Origin of the sequence: Bacillus sp. FJAT-50079, from assembly GCF_018343515.1 — a bacterium.
In the GTDB taxonomy this organism is placed as follows: domain Bacteria; phylum Bacillota; class Bacilli; order Bacillales; family Bacillaceae_C; genus Lederbergia.
Window position 1 is genome coordinate 70,195 of sequence record NZ_JAGYPD010000001.1, and the last position, 23,137, is coordinate 93,331.

At 39.7% G+C, this 23,137-nt stretch carries 19 protein-coding genes and 1 riboswitch; of the genes, 5 read left to right on the forward strand and 14 right to left on the reverse strand.

Features of this window, described 5'->3' with window-relative positions:
- Positions 1 to 214 precede the first annotated feature (214 nt).
- Together KHA95_RS00385 and KHA95_RS00390 are read left to right on the forward strand one after the other, a co-directional pair.
- Positions 215 to 1,828: a SulP family inorganic anion transporter gene (locus KHA95_RS00385; protein ID WP_213135516.1), complete on the forward strand. Its 1,614-nt coding sequence runs from the start codon at positions 215 to 217 to the stop codon at positions 1,826 to 1,828.
- Between the two features lie 217 nt (positions 1,829 to 2,045).
- Positions 2,046 to 4,187 (forward strand): MMPL family transporter, encoded by a 2,142-nt coding sequence (locus KHA95_RS00390; RefSeq protein WP_213135517.1) that lies wholly within the window; start codon positions 2,046 to 2,048, stop codon positions 4,185 to 4,187.
- A gap of 175 nt (positions 4,188 to 4,362) precedes the next feature.
- Here KHA95_RS00390 and KHA95_RS00395 read toward each other — a convergent pair whose 3' ends face one another.
- From KHA95_RS00395 to KHA95_RS00435, 9 genes are all read right to left on the reverse strand, one after another.
- Entirely contained in the window at positions 4,363 to 5,553 is a 1,191-nt protein-coding gene (locus tag KHA95_RS00395; protein WP_213135518.1) for an acyl-CoA dehydrogenase family protein, read from the reverse strand.
- Positions 5,550 to 6,578, reverse strand: a complete 1,029-nt coding sequence (locus tag KHA95_RS00400) for an ABC transporter permease (protein WP_213135519.1) — start codon at positions 6,576 to 6,578, stop codon at positions 5,550 to 5,552. Before KHA95_RS00400 ends, KHA95_RS00395 begins: the two co-directional genes overlap by 4 nt.
- Complete coding sequence (locus KHA95_RS00405) at positions 6,571 to 7,563, reverse strand: ABC transporter permease (RefSeq protein ID WP_213135520.1); 993 nt, start codon at positions 7,561 to 7,563, stop codon at positions 6,571 to 6,573. The genes KHA95_RS00400 and KHA95_RS00405 overlap by 8 nt, the downstream gene beginning before the upstream one ends.
- Entirely contained in the window at positions 7,541 to 9,067 is a 1,527-nt protein-coding gene (locus KHA95_RS00410) for a sugar ABC transporter ATP-binding protein (protein WP_213135521.1), read from the reverse strand. Before KHA95_RS00410 ends, KHA95_RS00405 begins: the two co-directional genes overlap by 23 nt.
- 30 nt (positions 9,068 to 9,097) lie before the next feature.
- Complete coding sequence (locus tag KHA95_RS00415; protein WP_349305411.1) at positions 9,098 to 10,183, reverse strand: sugar ABC transporter substrate-binding protein; 1,086 nt, start codon at positions 10,181 to 10,183, stop codon at positions 9,098 to 9,100.
- Positions 10,184 to 11,204: 1,021 nt separating this feature from the next.
- Complete coding sequence (locus KHA95_RS00420) at positions 11,205 to 12,398, reverse strand: acyl-CoA dehydrogenase family protein (RefSeq protein WP_213135523.1); 1,194 nt, start codon at positions 12,396 to 12,398, stop codon at positions 11,205 to 11,207.
- A gap of 13 nt (positions 12,399 to 12,411) precedes the next feature.
- The gene (locus KHA95_RS00425; protein ID WP_213135524.1) at positions 12,412 to 13,791 is read right to left on the reverse strand and encodes an LLM class flavin-dependent oxidoreductase; all 1,380 of its coding nucleotides are present in this window, start codon (positions 13,789 to 13,791) and stop codon (positions 12,412 to 12,414) included.
- A 277-nt stretch (positions 13,792 to 14,068) separates the two neighbouring features.
- A riboswitch (SAM riboswitch) is annotated at positions 14,069 to 14,178 on the reverse strand.
- A gap of 208 nt (positions 14,179 to 14,386) precedes the next feature.
- The gene (locus KHA95_RS00430; RefSeq protein ID WP_213135525.1) at positions 14,387 to 14,944 is read right to left on the reverse strand and encodes a nitroreductase family protein; all 558 of its coding nucleotides are present in this window, start codon (positions 14,942 to 14,944) and stop codon (positions 14,387 to 14,389) included.
- Between the two features lie 89 nt (positions 14,945 to 15,033).
- Positions 15,034 to 16,326, reverse strand: a complete 1,293-nt coding sequence (locus tag KHA95_RS00435) for a pyrimidine-nucleoside phosphorylase (protein ID WP_213135526.1) — start codon at positions 16,324 to 16,326, stop codon at positions 15,034 to 15,036.
- A gap of 217 nt (positions 16,327 to 16,543) precedes the next feature.
- Here KHA95_RS00435 and KHA95_RS00440 point away from each other — a divergent pair, with 217 nt between their 5' ends.
- The gene (locus tag KHA95_RS00440; protein WP_213135527.1) at positions 16,544 to 17,080 is read left to right on the forward strand and encodes a YceI family protein; all 537 of its coding nucleotides are present in this window, start codon (positions 16,544 to 16,546) and stop codon (positions 17,078 to 17,080) included.
- 100 nt (positions 17,081 to 17,180) lie between these two features.
- Here KHA95_RS00440 and mscL read toward each other — a convergent pair whose 3' ends face one another.
- Positions 17,181 to 17,561, reverse strand: coding sequence for a large conductance mechanosensitive channel protein MscL (mscL, locus tag KHA95_RS00445; protein WP_213135528.1), 381 nt, complete (start codon positions 17,559 to 17,561; stop codon positions 17,181 to 17,183).
- Positions 17,562 to 17,743: 182 nt separating this feature from the next.
- On the opposite strand from mscL, the gene lepB reads away from it, so the two are divergent.
- Positions 17,744 to 18,283, forward strand: a complete 540-nt coding sequence (gene lepB, locus KHA95_RS00450; protein ID WP_213135529.1) for a signal peptidase I — start codon at positions 17,744 to 17,746, stop codon at positions 18,281 to 18,283.
- Positions 18,284 to 18,467: 184 nt separating this feature from the next.
- On the opposite strand, the gene KHA95_RS00455 is transcribed toward lepB, so the two are convergent.
- The 4 genes from KHA95_RS00455 to KHA95_RS00470 are packed head-to-tail and all read right to left on the reverse strand — an operon-like array spanning position 18,468 to position 21,835.
- The gene (locus KHA95_RS00455; protein ID WP_213135530.1) at positions 18,468 to 19,070 is read right to left on the reverse strand and encodes a response regulator transcription factor; all 603 of its coding nucleotides are present in this window, start codon (positions 19,068 to 19,070) and stop codon (positions 18,468 to 18,470) included.
- The gene (locus KHA95_RS00460) at positions 19,067 to 20,194 is read right to left on the reverse strand and encodes a sensor histidine kinase (RefSeq protein WP_249316415.1); all 1,128 of its coding nucleotides are present in this window, start codon (positions 20,192 to 20,194) and stop codon (positions 19,067 to 19,069) included. The genes KHA95_RS00455 and KHA95_RS00460 overlap by 4 nt, the downstream gene beginning before the upstream one ends.
- 3 nt (positions 20,195 to 20,197) lie before the next feature.
- Positions 20,198 to 20,935, reverse strand: coding sequence for an ABC transporter permease (locus KHA95_RS00465; RefSeq protein ID WP_213135531.1), 738 nt, complete (start codon positions 20,933 to 20,935; stop codon positions 20,198 to 20,200).
- Positions 20,936 to 21,835, reverse strand: a complete 900-nt coding sequence (locus KHA95_RS00470; protein ID WP_213135532.1) for an ABC transporter ATP-binding protein — start codon at positions 21,833 to 21,835, stop codon at positions 20,936 to 20,938.
- A gap of 159 nt (positions 21,836 to 21,994) precedes the next feature.
- Between KHA95_RS00470 and KHA95_RS00475 the strand changes: the two genes are divergently transcribed.
- The gene (locus KHA95_RS00475; protein WP_213135533.1) at positions 21,995 to 23,125 is read left to right on the forward strand and encodes a hypothetical protein; all 1,131 of its coding nucleotides are present in this window, start codon (positions 21,995 to 21,997) and stop codon (positions 23,123 to 23,125) included.
- The last annotated feature ends 12 nt before the right edge of the window (positions 23,126 to 23,137 follow it).

Here is a 23,137-nt window from a genome sequence, read left to right on the forward strand (position 1 = left end):
TGCTTGTTTATCATAATCAGGCAAGGAATTCATCCCACCTTCATTTTTTCATTTCTGTTTAGATGGATGAGGCTGAGAAAAGTTTTGAAATGAATGCACTTTCATCCGGTTATTTGAAATTACACCTATTTTTTGATATAATTATAATAGTTTAACATAATTTCATTTTACATTTGTTCATCTTTTCACATAAAATTATTCGAGGTGAAGCTATTTGTTTGCTGATGATCGGTTTCGCGGGTATGAACCTGCAAATCTGCGCAAAGACTTCATTTCTGGGATTACTGTCGGTATTGTGGCCATTCCTCTTGGGATGGCTTTTGCCATCGCTTCAGGCGTAAAGCCTGAATATGGAATTTATACGACGATTATCGCAGGTTTGATTGTTGCTTTGCTCGGTGGCTCTCGCTTCCAAATTGCTGGTCCAACGGGAGCGTTTATTCCTATTTTACTAGCTGTCGTTCTTCAGTATGGATACGAAGATTTATTAATCGCTGGCTTTATGGCGGGGATTATACTCGTCATCATGGGGTTCTTCAAGCTCGGCAGTCTCATCCACTATATTCCTAGATCGGTAACGATCGGCTTTACAACAGGGATTGCTGTCATTATTTTTACGGGCCAGCTTGGAAATTTTCTCGGTCTTTCTGAGCTTGAGAAAAAGGAATATTTTCATCAAAATATGCTGGAAATTTTCAAGCATTTTTCACAATTGAACGGATATAGCATTCTCACCGCTTTAATTGGGCTACTCGTCATTATTGTCGTGACGCGCTATGCACCGCGTGTACCAGTCTTGCTCGTAGCATTAATTATTCCGACATTGATTGCTGTCTATTTTTATCCGAATAAATTGGATACAATCGGAACCGTTTTTGGTGAAATCCCGCAATCGTTACCGAAATTTAAGTTTCCTGAAATTACTTTTGGTAAAATAACAGAGCTTTGGTCTGCCGCACTCGTCATTGCTGCACTTGGTGCAATTGAGTCCTTGCTTTCAGCGGTTGTTGCCGATGGCATGACTGGAAAGAGACATCATTCAAACCGTGAATTATTCGGACAGGGGATCGCCAATATCATTACTCCTCTTTTCGGCGGAATTCCAGCGACAGGAGCCATCGCGAGAACGGCTACAAATATTCGCTCCGGAGCTGTCAGCCCTTTATCGGGGATTATTCATAGTGTATTTGTATTATTGACCTTACTATTATTGGCACCATACGCTTCACATATCCCACTCGCTGCAATGGCTCCACTGCTAATGTTTGTCGCTTGGAACATGAGTGAATATCGAGCATTCGGCCATATTTTAAAAATAAAAACGAGTGACTCGCTCGTGTTACTGACCACTTTTGTATTGACCGTTTTCGTCAATTTAACGGTCGCGGTTCAAGCGGGATTACTGCTTGCTGTTCTTTCTTTTATAAAAAAGAAAAGCGAATCGCTTCAATTCAATGATCGTAAATTGGATTTAACCGCCCATTTTAATTATCGAACATTCGCGGTAAAAGGTCCGTTATTTTTCGGGACGGCACAAGCGCTTGAACATTCACTCCATTCGACATTACAACGTGCTCCAAATGCGATTATCCTTAATATGAGTGAAGTATCAATGATTGATGCGACAGGAGAAGAAAAGCTCGCTTCCTTTATAGCTGGAGTAAAGAAAAACGGCGGGGATGTGCTTATTGCCGGATTGCCAAGTTGGGGAATCGATTTATTTAAAAAGAGCGGATTATATGAAACACTTGGAAGCACTGCCTTTTTCTTAACTGAAGACCAAGCGATTCAATCACTTACAAGTTTTAAGCAAACAGCAGGGGATTAGAATCCCCTGCTTATTTGTTTTCGCAGGTATGCCATAAATTTAAAAGTTCATTAAATACAGCCACGTTCAAATTTTCCCTCAATACATGCAATGGACATTTCCATTGAAACATCCTTTCGTACATCGGCCATTGCATTCTCCCCTTTGTCACATCTTACTAGCAACCATTCTTTTAATCCATTATGATGAAATTATCGTTTAGGAAATGGGGATTGTTATGAAAAGTCTTGCTTCATTTACATACAAATATCGAAAATTAGTCCTTGTCCTTTGGGCTGTGCTCGTCTTATTTTTTGGATTTTTCGCTTTAAAACTTCCTACCGTTTTGAATGGAGATGGTTTTGAATACGCAGGAACGTATGCGGAAGTTGAAGAAATGATGCAATCTGATTTCGAAATTCCTGCTACTTCGATGATTTTGCTTTTTGAAAAGGAGAAAGATGCAACAGATGACAATTTCTCCCTTTTTATAGATGAAAAATTGGACCATATTGTGAACATCAAACATGTACATTTGTATAGTCCGCCATCTGAGATGAAAGACAATCGCTCGTATGCGATTCTTTCTTATGACGGACCTGATGAAAAACGAGTGGAAACGATCAAAGAAATTCGCTCCAATCTCACTGATGAAGCGTCAATTTCCGTTGGTTTAACAGGCGGGGCTGTTATTGCCGAAGATATGAATAAGGCGTCACAAGATGATTTAGTTCGCGCCGAATTAATCGGAATTCCAATTGCCCTTATCGTGCTTCTCCTTGCATTTCGAGGAATCGTTGCAGCACTGATCCCGCTCATTACTGGCTTTGTTAGTGTCGTCATCGCAATGGGCCTGCTTTATTTTACCGGACAAAAAATAGATTTATCGATTTTTGTGTTAAATACGGCACCGATGATTGGGCTTGCATTAGGAATCGATTTCGCGCTCCTATTCGTCAATCGTTTTCGAGAAGAATTAGACCAGCAGGCTGTGAAGGATGCGACGGTAAAAACGGTGCTTACATCTGGAAGGGCGATTGTTTTCTCTGGCTTTTGTGTGCTACTTGGTCTCGTTGCGATGCTATTTATTCAAGTCGGGATTTTCCAATCGGTCGCATTAGGCGGTGTTGCCGTTGTGTTCACATCAGTACTTGCCGCGGTCACTTTTTTACCGGCATTATTGTCTGTATTAGGTCCGCATATTAATAAGTGGACAATTTTAAAAATAAAAGAAAAACGAATAAGCGGCTGGCATCGATTTGCGGCGTTTGTCATGAAGCGTCCAGTCATCATGGCGATCGTTGCGACCGGCTTACTTATAATCGGCGCACTTCCGGTTGGAAACATGAAGCTGACCATCCCAGAAGCAGATGCGCTCCCAACTTCTTATGAATCGCGGACAACATTTGAAAAGTACGAGGAAACCTTTGCTGATAAGGGAGCGACGACGGTTCCTTTAATCGCAAAAGCAACCGAGGAAATGACCGAAACTGCTTCACTTGAAAAATTAGAAGACCTAATTGCTGCGTTAAAGGATGATCCGCTCGTTACTAAGGTCGATTCCGTTCTATCCGCAACAAATATGACAGCCGATGAGCTTGTGTTCGCCCTTGAAATTCCAGAAATGCGAGCACAGGTAGAACCAGCTTTTGACCAGCTTACGAACGGAGAACGAGCACTTCTGCAAGTTCAATTACAGGCAGATGGTTCATCAGAAAAAGCGAAAAACTGGGTAAGTGATTGGAATGACAAACAACATGATTTAGATATAAAAGTTGGTGGTTTTTCGAAGTTCCAACAAGAAATCTTTGATGAAATTTACGATAAAATTGGATACAGCCTTGCGTTCATTTTAATTTCTACGTACATCGTGCTCTTTTTCGCGTTCAAATCGGTGTTAATTCCATTAAAGGCCATCATTATGAATGTAATTAGCTTAAGCTGTACATTTGGGATTATCGTCTGGCTATTCCAAGGCGGACATCTCGGCAGCGCCCCATCTGATATCGCATTAATGATTCCAATCTTTGCTTTTAGCATCGTCTTTGGACTGAGCATGGACTATGAAGTATTTTTAATTTCACGCATGTATGAAATTTATCAAGAAACCGGAGATAATGATCGTTCCACACTTGAAGGATTGATTTCTACAAGTAAAATTATTACATCTGCAGCAGCGATTATGATCGTGATTACGGGGGCTTTCGCCTTCACCGGCATTGTCCCAGTTCAGCAAATGGGTGCCACGGTCGCATTGGCCATATTTATCGACGCGACGATTGTACGAATGATCCTTGTCCCTTCACTGATGAAATTGATGGGAGATCTGAATTGGTGGTCGCCGCTTCACAAAAAGAGGAAAGTAATTGCGCGAAATTAGAAAGTTACGCAATTAAGCCGAAACTTACGCAATTAATTAAAAAGATACGCAATTCTCCCCGCAAGTTACGCAATTCCGTTTCTTTACCATTTTTTTGGCGTTATATTTCTACAAAAGACAAAGAAGCTATCTCACTTTGAGGCAGCTTTTTGTCTTGTTTTTAACAATTGCGATTTTAGGAATATGCCCCCGGTTTTGGATAAGCACCATTAAGGAACCAGTTCCCTATGTTCTTTTTCTTGTAAGAGACTGGATTGTGCAGTGTGTGCGTGCGTGCATTTCTCCAAAATCGATCGAATCCATTTGACGTTGTCGCAGACCTCGCACCCATTACTGCAAAAATACCATTACTCACCTCTAACGCCAATTCTCCTGCAAAAGCATTAGCGGACGAAGTAAGTAATGCACAATTGCCTCTTTCATTTTCCGTTAATTGATGATCTTTATGCCAAATGCTATCCACTTTTTCATTCGCTTTTTCTACCAAACTAATAGCTGCTTGCAATTTTATATAAAACTCTCCATAAGAATGCAATATATACGGATCCTCTGATGCTTCCTGTACATTGGATTGAATCCATGGGCGACTTTTATATTTTGTATAATCGCGGGCTGAAGTGATCGCCCCTTCAGCAATTCCGGCAAATACATTTGCTAATATAATTTGTGAAAGAACTGCCGATAGTTTTGAAAAATGTGATTTATTTTCATATACATAGTCCAATTGTTCATGAAGCTCCACAGCAACATTATCAAATGTAACTGATCCGCTCTCTGTTTGCCGCTGGCCAATGCCATCCCAATTATGGTGGACTGTCACGCCTTTTCGCGGGAGCGGAATCACTGCTGCACCACTAACTGTGTCCGTTACATTTGCTTCTCCTACTTCAGTCACCCATGAAACTAACAAAACATCTGCGTCCTGTGACCCTGTACTAAACGTTTTTGATCCATTCAATATGAGACGATCACCGTCTTTGCTAGCAATCAATTTCCTCTCTAATGGATTAAAGGCATTTCCCCAAAACCAATTATTTTTTACCGATTCACTGTAATAGAATGCCTTTTGCTCCTTTGACGATGACATATGCGGGGCAACCAATTGCAAAAAATGATATCCATATAAATGGGCTACTGACGGATCTACTTTCGCAAACTCTCTGACCAGTCGAAGAACAGTTGACCACTTTTCACCTGCACCACCGTATTCCTTCGGTGTTAATAAATGTAGCAATCCCGCTTCTCTAATTGCATCTTTTTGTGTCTTCGCAACTCCTCCCTCTTTATCGCGCTTAATCACATCTAATGCAAACCAATCATTTAATTCTTTCACCACTTGTAAATAATCTTTCACTGCCACTGTCATTTCATTTTTCTCCTTTTCTTTGCTAAATACGAATCTAGTAATAAGATGCCAAAAATTAATATCCCTCTTGCTACGTTTTGCCAGTAATAATTGACACCGGCAATATTAAGTCCATTCGATACGGTAATAAAAATCAATACGCCAATCAATGTTCCTAAAATATTCGCAGAGCCGCGCTTATGTAAAGTGCTACCGATAAACACGGCTCCAATCGCATCAAGTAAATAATAACGACCGCTTCCAGGCGTAAACGACGAAAGAACAGAAGCACCGATCATTCCGGCAAATGAACATATGACAGCACAAACAATAAAAGCATAAATCGTGTATCTTCCAACTGGCACACCTGATAAAGCGGCCGCTTCTTTTTGAAAACCAAGTGCAAATAAGCGTCTGCCAAAGATCGTCTTTTTCAACAACATATGAGCAATTACCCCAATAACGATGACCAAAATAATTGAAAATTTAAAATCGATTCTTCCTCCGCTAGCTGTTGTGATTAGCAAAATACTGCCTTGACCAAGCCACTTGAACAGATCATCCATTCGCGATAAATAAATTGATTCACCGCCTGTAGTTATAATTTTTTCGACACTTTCTATAATAAACAAGGTTCCGAGTGTGACTAAAAAAGGATTGATTTTAGTAATGACAACAAATGCACCGTTAAAAGCACCAACAAGCGCGCCAGCTACAATTCCTAAAAGAAGAGCCGGAATCCAACCAAGCCCCGCTTGCAAACTAATGATTGAAACGAGCGCCCCGACATCATAATAAGCAGCAACGGAAAGATCGATACCACCGCTTGCAATAACAAATGTCAGTCCGATCGCAACGAGGGCAAGAATTGCTGATTGACTAAGAATATTTGCGATATTAGTCCATCCTACAAAGGATGGAGTGATGATAGAAAAAACAAAAACCAAACCAATGAATGCAAATAGCGTACTGTATTGTGACCAGTCTTTTTTCGTTTTCACAAAATTCTTAGCTTGTAACTTACCTTCCAATACCGCCTTATGCATAGCTGCTAGCCCTCCTTTGTCTAATTGTCGTCACAGATACGACTACAAGAATTAATACACCTTTAATCGCATAAATCCAATACGTTGGTACATGAATAAGTGTAAATCCATTCGTGAGCATACCGACAAAAATAGCACTGACAATCGTACCTGGGATATTCGGAATCGATAGACGCGTAAAAATAGAACTTAATAATCCGGCAAGTAAAATATCCATAAGCATCATATCGCCTATACCTGGGACACTGCCAGCAATTCTTGAGGAGACGAGCAAGCTGGCAACCGCCGCTGTTACTCCTGCGATAATATATGTAAAACTAACGATTGCTTTAATATTAATGCCTGCACTTCTAGCTGCTTCGGTATTTCCACCAACTGCATGAACCCATTGACCTAACTGTGATTTACTAAAAACAAGATGCAAAATGGTTACTGTGATTGCAAAAATGATAATCGGAACCGGGATACCGAATAATTTTCCATTCGCCACCGCGTTTAAGATCGGATCAGGCACACTGACTGTTGTATTCTTAGTCAGCAATAATTCAATCCCTTGAAGTAAATACATCATAACTAATGTCGCAAGTAAGGGAATGATGCCAAATTTAACAACGGTAAACGCATTGATGATTCCTACTGCAATACTGCACAAACATGCAATCCCAAAAGCAATAAAGAATGAATGACCTGCTCCAATTAATACGGCAGTAAGCGCCGTATTGAAAGCAAGGTTATTCGCAATCGATAAATCCATCCCGCCCTTGATCACATCGTTGCCGCCTCCCATTAAGACGGCTGTCAATCCACAGGCAGCGATGCCTAATGCACTTGATTGCACTAAAATATTTAAGACGTTTTCTGCAGTAAGAAAAAAAGATGAGCTCAATGAAAAGAATAACGCGACTCCTATAAATGTAATCAACCCACTGTACTGGAATAGGTCTCTTCCCCGCAGAAATGATTTAGCCAACGCTGCTTGTTGCATGTTTATCCCCTCCCATCAGTGAAATCATCATTTTTTCAGCTGTCATGTCAATGCCTGATAACTCTTCGGTTACTTCACCGCGGTACATGATGAATGTGCGATCACATAAACCTTCCAGTTCTTGTAGGTCTTGCGAAATGAGTAGTACAGCTGCCCCTTCTTTCGCCATTTTTCCGATTAACTGATAAATCTCTGCTTTCGCTCCTACATCTACGGCCGAAGTCGGTTGATTTAAAATATATAATTTTGCCTCGCTATTTAGCCATTTAGCGATGACTGCTTTTTGCTGGTTTCCTCCACTTAATCCATTTATTTCCTCATCGCTATTAGGTGTCCGAATCGATAACTCATTGATGAATGCGTCAGCTGCTGTTTTTTCTTTTGAATTTTTTATCAATCCCAACCGATCGCTTACCCCTCTTAAGTTCGTAAGAGTAATATTTTCTTTAACAGACATGCTTTTAATAATGCCAAGATTTCGCCGATCTTCCGGTACATAGGCGATCCCTAAGCTCACTGCCTTTTCAGGGCGCAAACGATTAACCTCTTTTCCATTGAATACGACCTTCCCATGGGTAATTGCTTTCTGATCAAATAGCGCCTTGCCTACACTCGTATAGCCAGATCCCATTAAACCTGTTAAACCAACAATTTCGCCTCGTCTAATATCAAAACTGATATTGCGAAAATCATGCTTATGATGTAAATCCTCGACTGAAAGCAGCGTCTTCCCGTATTCCCAATCTTTGTTTGGAAATTGATGCTCTATTTGTTTTCCTGCCACCTTGTATACTAAATCTTCAACTGTCAGTCCAGCAACACTCTCAGTCGCAACCTTTTTTCCATCACGCAAAACAGTAATACGATCACATAACGCCAATACTTCTTTAAAATAGTGTGAAATATAAATAATAGATAAGCCTCGTTCTTTCAGTTGTTGGATGATGGAAAATAACTTTTCCGCCTCTTTTTTTGCTAATACTGCCGTTGGCTCATCAAACACAATCACTTTTGGCTCCTTCATTAATGCACGGCTAATTTGCAGCAATTGAAGTTCTCCGACCGTTAATTCAGAGATTAGTTTGTTTCCAGGAATCACCGATCCAACTGTATATTCAATAATTTTTTCTGCTTCTTTTTCCATCGCTTTACGCCTTGCTAATTTCAAAAATCGAGTAGTCCGTTCATTCCCTAAAAATAAAGTTTGGGCGACTGTGAAGGTTTGTATCATCAGCCTTTCTTGATGAATAAATTGCACACCAAGCGTTTCAAGTAGCTTGGGCGTTAATTTTTCCTGTTTTTGTCCATGAATGAAGATTTCCCCACGATCATGTTCATAAAGACCGGCTAAAACTTTCATTAAAGTTGATTTCCCCGCCCCATTTTCACCGAGTAAACCGTGAATCTCACCACTCGCCAGCTGAAAATCAACAGCTTGCAATGCCTTTACTCCCGGGAAACTTTTACTTACAGATTTCATTTCAATTGGCAGTTGGTCTGACATGAGCTTCACCTTCTTTCTATTAAAAAGTTCTTATTCTTCATTTTCAATTTCAGCAAGGTATGCCTCGGCATTGGTCTTAGTGATCATTTTAGACTCTACATATATTGATTTTGGTAGATCTTGCCCTGATAGATGACGTGCGGTTGAATCAACAGCTGCTTGACCAATCTTATATGGATCCTGTGCCACATCCGCCGCAAAAGAACTATTAGGGTCAGCGACAAGCTCTATTGCCGCCGGTTCTGCGTCCACTCCATATACTTTAATTTCTGAGCGACCAGCAGCATCAACAGCTTGTGCTGCACCAATACTTGGCAGGTCCCATGCAGCCCAAATTGCGGCAATATCACCTTTGTTCGGATATTTTACAAGTAAATCTTGAATTTTTTTGCGCGCATCTTCAACTGTTCCTGGTATAATATCTTGTAATTCTGGTTCGATAAACTCAATTTCCGGGTAATCCTTTGCAACGTATTTCAACATATCGTAACGAATCTCACATACCCTTACTCCACTAAAACCATTAAAAACAACAATTTTCCCCTTACCACCGATATCCTCAAACACTTGTCTCGCTAACGCTTCTCCAATGTAATAGTTATCGGATAAATGATTAGTAATGCTATATGGGCTAGAATGGTCCACTGTCAATAAAGGAATATGAGCATCATGAACCTTTTTCAATACGGGTTCATACACTTCTGTATCACCAAGCTCTTTAATAATTGCATCCGGTTTCTGTGTAATTAAGTTTTCTATATCGGCAATATGTTTCTGATCGTTTCGTTCTCCATCAACTGGAATTGCTGTCCCACCTAGTTCTTCAATTCTGTCAAGCATCCCTTGATATGCACGGCGATCAAAGTTATGAGTTGTTCCAATTACCGCAACTCCAATTTTCTTCCCTTCAAGCGATGGTACTGGTAAGTCGTCGACAACTCCTGTCACATTCGAACTTACTGTCTTAGATGCGCTTTTTTCTGTCTCTTGTTGCGTGCCACCATTTTCCGTTACATTTGCCTTTCCTGTTTCAATCGTACAAGCCGATAAAAGGATGAGGCCAAAAATAATGCCAAAAGCACCGATGATATTTCTAGTTTTTTTTAATATTTTCACTTTGTTTTCCTCCATTATTTATCATAGACTCTCGGCATTCACCGAGTTAGATGGTACAAGGCTTTCTAGTACCGTTTTTTTATTTCCCCTCCTATTTAATAGGGGGATATTTCGCTTTTTATTGGTAAAATTACCTGTTCTATATTGAACGAGTTAATAACCTACATACAACGTGAGAGCTAGCCACCGTTAATTTCCGTTCCAGGCGGACGCTTTCCACTTCAATCAACTAAGATATTCTTTTGCTCATGTGCTTAAGTTTGTTAGTCATACAGTGAATTTTGTTCTTGATTTTGTCGAAAACACTTGACTTTTTAAAAAGGCTCAATAATCGCAGGTGAAGGGGTTTATTTCCTTACTAACTGCGATTGAGGTGTTGCAATTGAAGCCTACCATTATTGCACATAAAGATGATCAAAACTTCACTCCCAGAACGTCTGAAAAGTGGAAGCTCGTTTATTAAAGACGAACACCGGTAGAACGTTCAAACAAACGGGAAAAGTTGATTATCACTTGGAATCTGGTCGGCATCGCTCTACAAAAATGTGGTACATACGGACTTACGCCATTATGATGTGCCAACACATAGACGCCTGGTTTGACCATCAAAAAGATGAACTATCATTCCTAAAAGCTCATATTTTCTCTTCAATGGCCGCTTCTTTTTAAAGGATTTTATCCAAAGGTTTGTTGCTTTTAAAACAAAATCCGATGAAGGTTGATTGGAGCTCCTGCGGGATCAGCGGGACAGGTGAGACCCCACAGGCGTTTACGCCGAAGAGGCTCACCGCCCGCCCCGCGGAAAGCGAGCAACTGTAGCGGAAATCAGCCATGCACTATCTTGGTAAGTACAATGTTTACAAAACATCCTTTTAAAAAAATAAATATGTGACGCTTCTTTGGTGTGTCTTTTTTTGAAAAAAGTTTTGAAAATGAATACCAAATTTTCAATTTAGCTCAATTCCCAGTAAACTTTTGGAAATTCAGCAAATTTACCACTCGAAATTCCGAGAGTCTATTATCAGTTGGACAATGCCCACAGATCAGCATCTAGTCCAACAAGATGTTTACTAATAATTTCTTTTGCCAAATTATTCGATGGACCCATAACGATTCCCGCTCTTGCATCCCGATATAACCGCTCTAACGTTCCCTTTTTATAACCGTATCCACCGGCCACATCCATTGAAATTTGGGCAACTGTATTGGCTGCTTCCGATGCATGCACTTTAAATTCTAATAACGTAAAAACCAGTTCACTTGGCGGAGATTTTTCTCCTGAACGCTGCCATTCATCTAGTTGATAAGAAAGCTCCTTTTGCCAAGCTTTTAAACTTTCTATTACTATTTTTGCATTCGTTAACTGATGACGAATCACTTGATAATCCGCAAGATTTTTATGAGCGTTTCGGTGAATTGTATGTTTAGCATAAGCAACTACTTCTTCGTAAATTCCAATTGCTGTCCCTGTCCAAGTAGCCCCAATCCCGAGCAAATATCCAACCCCGCTGCCAATGACTTCTCTGCCGATCCCTTCTTCTCCAATCCGGTCTTGTTCAGGAACAAAGAAATTATTAAATGTAATGGAGGAACTATAGTTTCCTCTTACACCTAAAGCATCCCATTCACCTGTTTCAATCCCCGATCGCTTTGCATCAACAATGAAATAACTTAAATCATCCGACCTAATGGCATTCGGTGACCCAGTTTGAATAATATAAAAATCGGCTTGGCCACTACTCGTAGCAAATGATTTTTCAAAGTTGAAAGTATAGCCGTTTTCAGCGTGCTCTGCTCGACTAAGATTAATCCAATACTGCCCTCCTGATGCTTTTTCACTAGTCGCAGTTGTGCCAATTTTCCCTTCACGGACAGGTTTGAGCCAACGATGCCATTGTTCCTCATTACCAAATTTATAAATAATCAACGTCGCTTCCACATTCATCGTATAAATAAGAGCAGTTGATGGGCATGCTTTGGCAATTTCCTGGACGGCAATTCCAAGCGCTGTATAGTCAAGATTAAGTCCGCCAAGCTCTTTTGGTAAAAGCAAGCTATTCCATCCGTCCTTTGCTAATGCTTGAAGATTTTCTCTAGGAAACTTCTTTTCTCTGTCAATGATTTCTGCATTTGGGCGGATCACTTCTTCAACAAGTTTTCGTATTTTCACGCGAATATTATCGGCGGTTATCTCTTTTTCAATCGCTACTGACATAGTCACCCTCCTTTTATTTTGTTACTGATAGTTGTTTAGTAAATTGTTTTGCCGGATGCGTATGTGGCAACTGATTATATCCAAATAAATTACCTCTTAATGTGTTGCCATCATATTCCGACCTAATTAACCCTCTTTCCTGCAAGACTGGCGTTACTAACTCCGCAAAATCCGTAAATGTACCCGGCGTAACAGCATAAGCGATATTAAATCCATCTACTCCTGCTTCATCAACCCATTTTTCCATTTCATCTACAATCGTTTCAGGAGTCCCAACGACAACGGGACCAATGCCACCAATTCCTACAAATTCAGCAATTTCCTGAACCGTCCATTGCTTATTAGGGTCGATTTTCGTAAACGTCTCTACCGCGGAATGAATCGCATCATTCGTTTCATGACGCAACGTTTCATGCGGTTCATAATTAGATAAATCAATTCCAGTCCATCCGCCAAATAAACTTAATGCCCCCTCATAGCTAATATGCTGCTTGTAATCTTGGTACTTTGCTTCTGCTTCTTCCTGCGTTCTACCGACAATTGGGGTAAATAAACTAAGAATCTTAATTCCCTCTGGCTTTCTGCCAATTTCCTTTGCTTCATCACGCAGTTTTTGTACATAATTTTTCGCAATTGGAATCGTCGGCGTAGAAATGAATACACATTCTGCATTTTTAGCTGCGAATTCTCTTCCTCTCGACGATGATCCTGCTTGAAAAATGACAGGCGTTCTTTGTGGTGATGGTTCACAAAGATGAGCCCCAGGGACAGTAAAATATTTTCCTTCATGTTCAATGTCATGAACTTTATCAGGATCTGTAAAAACTTTCTTCTCAATGTCTCTGACTACTGCATCATCTTCCCAGCTACCTTCCCATAATTTGAAGCAAACCTCTAAATATTCTTCCGCGATGTTATAACGTTCATCATGTTTAATTTGTCCGTCTAATCCCATATTCAAAGCAGCGCTTTTTAAATATGAGGTGACAATATTCCATCCCACCCGTCCATTAGTTAAATGATCTAATGTAGAGATGCGGCGGGCAAAAGTATATGGATGCTCATGCGTGACGGATGCAGTCACCCCAAAACCGAGATGTTTCGTTACTGAAGCCATTGCTGGTACGAGTAAAAGTGGATCATTGACCGGTGTTTGGGCTGCTTGCCTAATTGCAGGATCCCTTGAATCCTTATAAACATCATATGTTCCTAATACATCAGCTAAAAAAATGGCATCAAATTGCCCCTTTTCTAATGTTTTTGCGAGTTCAACCCAATATTGCAAATCCTTATAACGATGAGACTCGTCTTCCGGATGTGTCCATAATCCCGGTGATTGATGACCTGCACAATTCATTTCAAATGCGTTTAAATAAATTCGTTTTTTCGCCATTTTCCATTCCTCCAATGATTTTTGAATTAAAAGGGCCCTCATTTTAAAGAATTTCTTAAACGAATAAAGAAATCTTTAAATTGAGGGCCGCTAGTTGTCTAGTAGGCACTAGTTTATACTGTTATCTTTTAAAAAGACGCCGATACTTTCATATCCGCCTTTCTATTATTCCTATCTGTTTAGTTAACTTTAATCAAAAAAATGATCCTATAAAGTCAAAAGCCCTCCCCTCATGAAGATGAGAGAAGGGCTGTATTCATATATACATCCTTACACATTCTCATCTTTAGAATACAATCGTATTCTTCTGAAATTAGCACCGTGCAATAATAATTGCTGGTTGCTGAGGTATCATCGGGTCAGTCCCTCCGCCTCTCTTGATAAGAGTTTGCTATTAATTTTTAATTAGTGAAAATACTTTCTCGACCTGCTATGAGTATAATCAGTACTTTAAAAATAGTCAACCTATTTTTAAAAAGAACATTTAAAACAGATATTTTTTCCGTTCGTTGTCACTGGACACCGCTGAAAAATAGGCTCTGTATCTACAAACACAAGTAGGCGATTCAACATAAGTAACAACGCTGGCAGATCGTTAAAACGCACTCATTTTTTCAGCTGGGTTCGTTCTCTTGCGAACTTTCTTCGCGACAATCTCTTTATCAAAATAACCGATGTTCAATACACCAACGATTTTCTCTCCTGCTTGAACTCCAAGTGACTCACGGAATTTTGGATCATAAATATGGTTCGGCGTTTTCCATACGACACCTAGATCTTGTTCCCATGCAAGAAGCTGGAAGTTTTGTAACATACAGCTTGTTGCAGCAAAATCTTCCTCACGCACTTTTTGGCGCGGATCTTCATTCATTACAACGACTAAAAAGGCTGGTACATCTGCAAACTTACTGCGAACGGCTTCATGTCTAGCCTTATCATGGCATTGCAAAACCGCTTCAATAAACGCTTCCTTTCGATCACCTGCTACAAAAATAAAACGCCATGGTTCGCGTAACCCATGTGTTGGTGCCCAGACGGCATCATCCAATAATGATAAGACCAATTCTTGACTTATTTCTTTATCAATATAACCCGTTTTTACCGATGTTCTTTCTTTAATAACATCCGTAATCGTTTTTGTTTCAACAGCCATTCAATAAAGTCCTCCTATTTGTCCCTCAAACATTGAGAATCATTTTCATTTATCCTATCATATATTTTCACATTTGGGTAGCAATGGAATTATTGATAAATTAAAACAGGACGTTCTGGTTGTTCCTGTGAAATTTGATACGCCTGAATGATGCGCTTTTTCACAACTTCGACATCTTCCTTGTTGCTATGGATCGTTGCAATTACATCTCCCACAACAACTTGGTCAGCGATCTTTTTATGTAAGATAATCCCAACGCTTAAATCAATCGCCGATTCCTTCGTCGCTCTTCCGGCCCCAAGCATGCTTGCCGCTACCCCAATTTCATCCGCAACAATCGCCGAGACGAAGCCATTTTCTGCTGCCTTTACTTCCAGTTTATATGATGCTTGTGCAAGCTTCTCAACATCATCAATGACCGAAACATCCCCGCCTTGTGCTGCAAGGAATGTTTTAAATTGCTCCAACGCCTTGCCATTGGCGATTACTTCTTCTAATTTCTTTCTCGCTTCATCTTCAGTTTGAGCTTTTCCTGCTAAAAGAACCATCTTGCTTCCAAGAATAAGGCATAATTCCAATAAGTCGGCAGGCCCTTTTCCTTGTAATGTATCAACCGCTTCCTTCACTTCCAACGCATTTCCAACCGCAAAACCGAGCGGCTCGTTCATATTCGAAATAATCGCCATCGTCTTACGCCCGACATTATTTCCAATCTCGACCATAGCCTCAGCCAATTTTTTTGCATCATCGATATTTTTCATAAACGCGCCGGCACCGACTTTGACATCTAAAACAATCGCATCAGCACCCGCCGCAATTTTCTTGCTCATAATTGAACTCGCAATCAACGGGATCGAGTTCACCGTCGCCGTTACGTCACGCAGCCCGTAAATCTTTTTATCGGCAGGGGTTAAATTTCCTGACTGACCAACGACCGCAATTTTATTACGATTAACGAGATCAATAAATTCCTGCTCACTTATTTCAACGTGGAAGCCAGGCACCGCTTCTAATTTATCAATCGTTCCCCCTGTATGCCCGAGTCCGCGTCCCGACATTTTCGCAACAGGAACACCGACAGCCGCAACGAGCGGAGCGAGCACGAGTGTTGTCGTATCACCGACCCCTCCGGTTGAATGTTTATCCACTTTCACACCATCAATCGCCGATAGATCGATTTGATCGCCTGACTCCACCATCGCCATCGTCAAATCCGCTGTTTCCTTTGCGGTCATCCCGCGGAAATAAACCGCCATTAAAAAAGCGGACATTTGATAATCAGGAATCGTTTCGTTCGTATAGCCATTCACAACAAATCGAATTTCCTCGGAGCCAAGCTCGAAACCATCTCTTTTTTTCACTAAAATATCAACCATTCGCATTGTTTATCACTCCTTTTTAACTAATGACCTTTACTAATAGTTTATCCTCTTCTCAATAAAGGTAAATAAAAAGTATGTACTTTCTTATCTTTGATTATTAAGTGAATCGTATACAATGTCAAAGTCTGAAAACTTATCCTTTACATTTCAAATAATAGCATCTATAATTACATTAGTAACTTACTTTTTGTAACAACATTAATTGGAGGGATTTATAATGGCAGTTTCAAAATGGAATCTTGATAATGTGCATTCTAACGTTGATTTTTCAGTAAGACATATGATGGTTTCTAGAGTAAGAGGATCATTCAAAGACTTCACTGCGAATATTGAAGCAGATCCAGCTGACTTAACAACAGCTAATATTAGCTTCACTATTGATGTAGCAAGCATCGATACAAAAAATGAAGATCGTGACAACCACCTGCGTTCTGCTGACTTTTTTGATGTAGAAAATCACCCAAATTTAACATTCACTTCAACTGCTATTGAAAGAAAAAGCGACGACACATATGCTGTTACTGGCGATGTTTCTTTACATGGCGTAACAAAGCCCGAAACATTTACCGTTACATTCGAAGGTGTTGCAAAAGATCCAATGAGCGGCGCTGAAAAAGCAGGATTTAGCGTAGAAGGTACGATTAAACGCAGCGAATATGGATTAAATTGGAACGCAGCACTTGAAACAGGCGGCGTGCTTGTTAGTGATGACGTAAAAATCAATCTTGAAATTCAAGCAGCGAAAGAAGCTTAATAAGGGATTCCCCTAATTAAGTAGTTTTTAAACATAATGATTTAATTCCATAAACAAAAAAATCCGGAGCATTCACCTATTTGCTCCGGATTTTTTCGATTTATTTTTGGTTTTTTAACAGATCACGAATTTCCGTCAATAGCTCGATTTCTGGGGCGACTTCCACTTCTTCTTCAATCACTTCCTCTTCTTTCTTCCGTTTCAATTTTCCAATTAGCTTAATAAAAATAAAGATAGATAGAGCGATGAGGAAGAAATCGACAATGCTTTGAATGAACATCCCGTATCCAATGACCGTCTCATTATGCGTATATGCCATTTTTTCAAAACTTCGACCGCCGAGCAATAATCCAACGAGTGGCATAATGATATCATCTACTAATGATGAAACAATTTTGCCAAAAGCCGCTCCGATCACAACAGCAACAGCTAAATCTAATACATTTCCTTGAACCGCAAATTTCTTAAACTCTTCCCACATGATACATTCCTCCTATAAAATGTACCACTATTCTACAAAACTCAGCAAAATTTTCAAGGGACTTTATTCACTTTAAAGAAGAATTTCTTTTAGCCAATTGTATTTCCTTCATTTTTCCTCCTTGAAACCTCTCCTATTTTCAAGGAAAATAAAAAGTAAAGAATTAGTGAAAGGAGATAAAAATGTTAACTACTCAAACGAAAGATTCAGGCTGGTTAAAGCCCATTTTATTAGCGGTTATTATCGTAATCGTTGTTCGTACCTTTTTATTTTCTCCATATACAGTAAAAGGCGCCTCTATGGAGCCAACGCTTCATGATAGGGAACGTATCGTTGTAAGTAAAACAAGCAACTGGATTGGCGATGTGAAAAGAAGCGATATTGTCATTATCAAAGGCTCCAGTGATAATTATGTGAAAAGAGTCATCGGCTTACCTGGAGATACGCTTGAAATGAGGAATGATCAGCTGTATGTGAACAATAAACAGGTGCAAGAAAGCTATCTTCATGAATACAAATTAATTGCTAATGAAAAATACATGAAATTAACAGAAGACTTCGGTCCCATTACCGTTCCTAAAGAACATTATTTTGTCATGGGGGATAATCGCCATAGAAGCATGGATAGCCGAAATGGTTTAGGATATATCGAGGAAAAGCAAATCATTGGAATAAGTAAATTTGTCATTTCACCAATTAAAAATATGCGCACAACCGAATAGAAGATAGAAAAAGGAGAAAATTCATTGTTTTCTCCTTTTTCCATCCCTTATCCACAGGCTTATACACATTATAAACAGATAAATCGCAATATTACCTGATATTATCCACAAGCGTTCATGTAAAGTTATCCACATCAAGAGTTCATTTTATATCCATTTGCAACGAATGTGGTATAAAAATAAGCTAAATCCACCCTTTATCCCGGGCAACCGTTATTGCTTCGATTTTATTTTTACAGTCTAGCTTTTGGATAATCTCTGACATATAATTTCTCACAGTGCCCGCCGATAGGAATCGTTCTTTAGATATTTCCTTTGATGTCTTCCCCGCTGCCGCTAATCGCAAAATATCAATCTCACGCTCTGTTAATGGATTATCCTCATGATAGGAATTCATAATTAACTCATGTGCAAATTCGCGTTTCCCTTGAATCACTCTCCGAATGCTTTCCGCCAATTCCTCAATCGAACCATCTTTTAATAAATATCCATGGACACCAGCCTTCACTGCCCGTTCAAAATAACCTGGGCGCGCAAAGGTCGTTAATATGATTACTTTGCAATTAGAGGCCCTCTGCTTTAATTCAGTAGCGACTTCCAGCCCACTCATTAACGGCATTTCAATGTCCATTACACAAATATCCGGCTGCAAGTCCAGCACGAGCTTTAACGCTTCTTCACCATTTTCTGCTTGACCAACCACTTCTATGTCCTCTTCAAAATCAAGCAATGCACCAAGCGCTCCTCTTAACAATCTCTGATCTTCGGCTATAACGATCCGTATCATAAGGCAACCTCTGCTTTCTTTTCCTTCATCACCACTGGTATGTTCATTGTAATGCTTGTGCCCTGGCTTGGGTTGACATCGAGCTCCGCATCAATTAGCGCCAGCCTCTCTTTCATCCCTTTTAGCCCATTGCCTTTGTTCATTTCTTGCCCGGTAAATCCAACTCCGTCATCCTTCACTATAATCGTGTAGCTCCCTCTAGTTTTTCGAAACTCAATAAAGCAATGTGCTGCTTTACTATGCTTCACAATATTCGTTGCTGCTTCACGAAGGCACATCCCGATAATATTTTGCTGCAACAACGGCATATCAGATACGTTTGACTCACCTTCAATATAAACGGAAATACGAGCAGCTGAAAATATTTGCTGCATATCAGCTAGTTCATCGGCGACTGTCATCGTTCTCATGTCAGAGACAAGCTCACGCACTTGCCGTAAAGCTGAACGAGATGTCATTTCAATTTCCTTTGCTTCTGACTTTACCTTCTCCGGATCTTTTTCTGCTAATCGTTGTACGAGCTGGCTTTGCAAAGTAATGAGTGACAGCGTATGTCCCAATGTGTCGTGTAAATCCCGAGCAATTCGCACCCGTTCCTCTCGCTTAATTAAGTTTCTAATTTGTTCATTCGCTTCCTTAAGCTCCTTCTCCAATTCCATTCGTTTATTTATTGATCGAATGCCAAAAGGAGAAAGAAACATGACAAGTAAAAAGGGGTAAAAATAAAGCATTTCCCCCATAAGCCCTTGGATCGAGAGTATCAATGTAGTCAAAGATAATACGACGATAAAAAAAATCAAGGCGCGATCAAAATACTTTTTCGTTCCGAACCAGCCGATAAAATTAGCCGGGAAGAAGCCCATAAATAAGTTATTCGGATGATACGCTAAACTAAGGATAACGATGATGCCAATCTGCACAGTGAGCCAATATGAATAGGCTTTGATTGATATTGGACTGTAAAGCTGCCTGTATGTCACTAAAAATAGCAAGATAAGGGCATAGCCAAGTACCATTTTTGTCCCTGTTAATTGTGAAATATAAAATAACGGCATCACTAAATAGATTAAAAAAACATATGGGAAAACGCCTAATGCTTCCGGGAACATTCGAAAATTCTTCAAATCCTACACCGCTTCCTGTTTCCTTCTTATATATGTTGATAGTAACATGAATAATAGAAGGTATGCCGCTAAAACAGCAAAATTCCTGAATTGAGGGCCGTGACCGCGGATAATTTCCCATGCACCATTCGCGAAATGAAAAGCTGGGAGCCAAGCACTAATGGACTGAATCGTTTTTGGTAAAACCTCCATTGGCATCCACATTCCGCCGGTAATCGCGAGCACCATATATACAACATTGCTTACCCCCGCAGCTGTATCCACTCGTTTCATCATGCCGAATAATACACCCATCGCTAAGAAAGGGAGCGAGGCAAGTAAAATCCAGATCCCACTCATGATCCACTGTAAAGCGGATAAAGAGACTCCATTCACTAACACACCTGTTAAAAAAATGATCAAAATCGATAAGACATGGATCATCGTCTGGCCGATCATTTTGGCACAGAAATATACGCTTCCTGACAATGGCGTCACCTTGATGAACCTTGTCCACCCCTCCTTATTTTCTTCTACCATTCGGATTCCTAATGTCATGATCGCACTGCCCATCACGCTGAATGTCGTTATCGACATTAAAAAATGGGCATCCCACAATGATTTATCTGGAACATCAAGATTCATCACCTTTGTGAAAATAATGTAAAAGACAATCGGCATGAAAAGAGACCAAAAAATATAGTATGGATTACGAAGGATACGGATGATCTCTATTTTGCATTGATGAATGAAAATAGCCATTTACATCGCCTCCCTTTCTTCGGTCAATTGTTCGAATGCTTCTTCAAGCCGGCCTTTTTCAATCTGGATGTCCTCTATATTTAGTCTTTCTTCAAAAATTTTTGTAAGCACCGCATCCGTGTCATCCGTAATCATAAAGGTTCGGCCTTCTTGCTCAAACACCTCAGCGATAAAAGGCAGTTTGATCCAATCTTCCTTTGAAATTGTACATCTAGCGATAAAGGAAACGGACTGCTTTAATAACTTCCCTTTTATATCTTTAGGATCACCATCAGCGATGACTACCCCTTTATCGAATAAAATAATCCGGTCAGCAATATCGTCTGCTTCCTGTAAATAATGAGTAGAAAAAAGGATCGTCTTTCCTTGATTTGCGAGTCCCCTTACTGTGTCCCAAAAAACCTTTCGTGCTGAAATATCCATCCCTACTGTCGGCTCATCAAAAAACATTAAATCCGGATTACCTGCTAATGCGAGTGCAAATCCCACTCTTCGCTTTTGTCCGCCCGATAATTTCTCTGTTCTTTTATTTAATTCTTCCTGATTCAGCCCAGTCAGCTTGATCAACAGCTCCATTGATAATGGGTTTGGATAGTAGCTCCTACATAACTTAATTAATTCTTTCACTTTTAATCCATCCATTAAACTTACTTCCTGCAGCATAACACCAATTTTTTCACGAACTGTCTTACTCGTTGCTTCTTGATGAAATAATTTTACTTCACCATTCGTTGGATGCAACAGTCCAAGCATCATAAGCATTGTCGTCGATTTTCCAGCTCCATTCGGTCCAAGAATCGCTACAACTTCACCTTGCTTAATTGAAAATGAAACATGATTTACGGCCTTCTTATCTTTAAACATTTTCGTTAATTCTTTTATTTTTACTACCGTCTCCATTAACAATCACCTCTTACTGCCATTTTAAACAAGGATAGAAAAGTTGATTAGTTGATTATGTAATGAAATCGAGATGACATCTGTCATTTTCTTTTGGAACCTTCTTATTATTCAATCGTAGTATTCATATGAGCCTTTTTAGAGAAAGGAGGATGTTCCATGACAGCGAATCAATCGGTCGGGTTCGGCTGCCTCGTTCCCAGCATTGGGCTTGCTTTGATGATCTTTTTTTTAACGAATGGAAACGTGCTAACTGGAATTCTCATTATTTTCATATCGATATTATTATCCATCTTTTTATTTAGCTCTTTGGCAGTAAAAGATCATATCTTAAAAGAGCATGAGAAATATTTGTTGACATTTCTTCCTCTTGATAAGGATTTTAAAGAAACACAATCATTCATTTCCTCCGATGCCTTAACGAGAATCGCGTATGATGAGAGTGGGAAACGAATTGGTATTTTGGCACCAATAGAGAAACATGTAAAACTAACGACACAAACATATAAAAAAATGCCATATGACGTATTTTTATATGACTATTCCGATTTACTAGCTGTTGAAATTTCTGAGAATGGCTTTCCAATCGCCACAGCAACAAGGCGTTCATCAGCTGCGCGATTTTTATTGGAGATAGATTTAAGAAAAGAATATGAGGAGAATTTTGGAAAACGTGCGACAAGTCAGTTCATTCCCGAACGGATTGAAACGATGGTGCTCAAAATACTTGTCAACGATCCGGCTAAACCGATTCATATGATTCGCTTTTTTGGTAATCAAACGACTGGAGTCCTACATAAATTTAACTCCGAATTGAAATATCGCCAGCACATCAATGAAATGAGGCAATGGTTTGTGATCATGAATAATGCAATGAAGGACGCAGATAAAGATGGATATCATTCTGCTGAAAGAAAAAAGACGATTCCATCCGTTGCTGGAGTGTTGGCTCATCCATCTAACGCTGTGGTAGAAGAAGAAGTTTCCTCGCGTATGGAGGAGGAGAATTCAACTACGTTTGATTATCTGTTTTATCCAGATGAGTTAGAGAAGGAGCCTGAAATGGAAGAATTGATTCCTTCCGCTGTTGAAGAATTGGATCGACCAGCTATCAACGCGGAAGAAGAAGAGACTTCAACTCAGATTGATTATCTGTTTTATCCGGATGAGTTAGAAAAAACTCCTGAATTGGAAGAGCCGATTAAAGAAGATCCATTTGCTGATTTTGAAGAGTTTTTGCAACGTAATAAAAGCAAACAATTTGGTCATAACAATGAAAAGAATAAGTAGTACGTATGGTTT

Bases quoted from the DNA above. Each gene is read 5' to 3' on its own strand.
- KHA95_RS00390 (WP_213135517.1), top strand. From the start codon at position 2,046: ATGAAAAGTCTTGCTTCATTTACATACAAATATCGAAAATTAGTCCTT.
- KHA95_RS00395 (WP_213135518.1), bottom strand. From the start codon at position 5,553: ATGACAGTGGCAGTGAAAGATTATTTACAAGTGGTGAAAGAATTAAAT.
- KHA95_RS00400 (WP_213135519.1), bottom strand. From the start codon at position 6,578: ATGCATAAGGCGGTATTGGAAGGTAAGTTACAAGCTAAGAATTTTGTG.
- KHA95_RS00405 (WP_213135520.1), bottom strand. From the start codon at position 7,563: ATGCAACAAGCAGCGTTGGCTAAATCATTTCTGCGGGGAAGAGACCTA.
- KHA95_RS00410 (WP_213135521.1), bottom strand. From the start codon at position 9,067: ATGTCAGACCAACTGCCAATTGAAATGAAATCTGTAAGTAAAAGTTTC.
- KHA95_RS00420 (WP_213135523.1), bottom strand. From the start codon at position 12,398: ATGTCAGTAGCGATTGAAAAAGAGATAACCGCCGATAATATTCGCGTG.
- KHA95_RS00425 (WP_213135524.1), bottom strand. From the start codon at position 13,791: ATGGCGAAAAAACGAATTTATTTAAACGCATTTGAAATGAATTGTGCA.
- KHA95_RS00430 (WP_213135525.1), bottom strand. From the start codon at position 14,944: ATGGCTGTTGAAACAAAAACGATTACGGATGTTATTAAAGAAAGAACA.
- KHA95_RS00435 (WP_213135526.1), bottom strand. From the start codon at position 16,326: ATGCGAATGGTTGATATTTTAGTGAAAAAAAGAGATGGTTTCGAGCTT.
- KHA95_RS00440 (WP_213135527.1), top strand. From the start codon at position 16,544: ATGGCAGTTTCAAAATGGAATCTTGATAATGTGCATTCTAACGTTGAT.
- mscL (WP_213135528.1), bottom strand. From the start codon at position 17,561: ATGTGGGAAGAGTTTAAGAAATTTGCGGTTCAAGGAAATGTATTAGAT.
- lepB (WP_213135529.1), top strand. From the start codon at position 17,744: ATGTTAACTACTCAAACGAAAGATTCAGGCTGGTTAAAGCCCATTTTA.
- KHA95_RS00455 (WP_213135530.1), bottom strand. From the start codon at position 19,070: ATGATACGGATCGTTATAGCCGAAGATCAGAGATTGTTAAGAGGAGCG.
- KHA95_RS00465 (WP_213135531.1), bottom strand. From the start codon at position 20,935: ATGGCTATTTTCATTCATCAATGCAAAATAGAGATCATCCGTATCCTT.
- KHA95_RS00470 (WP_213135532.1), bottom strand. From the start codon at position 21,835: ATGGAGACGGTAGTAAAAATAAAAGAATTAACGAAAATGTTTAAAGAT.
- KHA95_RS00475 (WP_213135533.1), top strand. From the start codon at position 21,995: ATGACAGCGAATCAATCGGTCGGGTTCGGCTGCCTCGTTCCCAGCATT.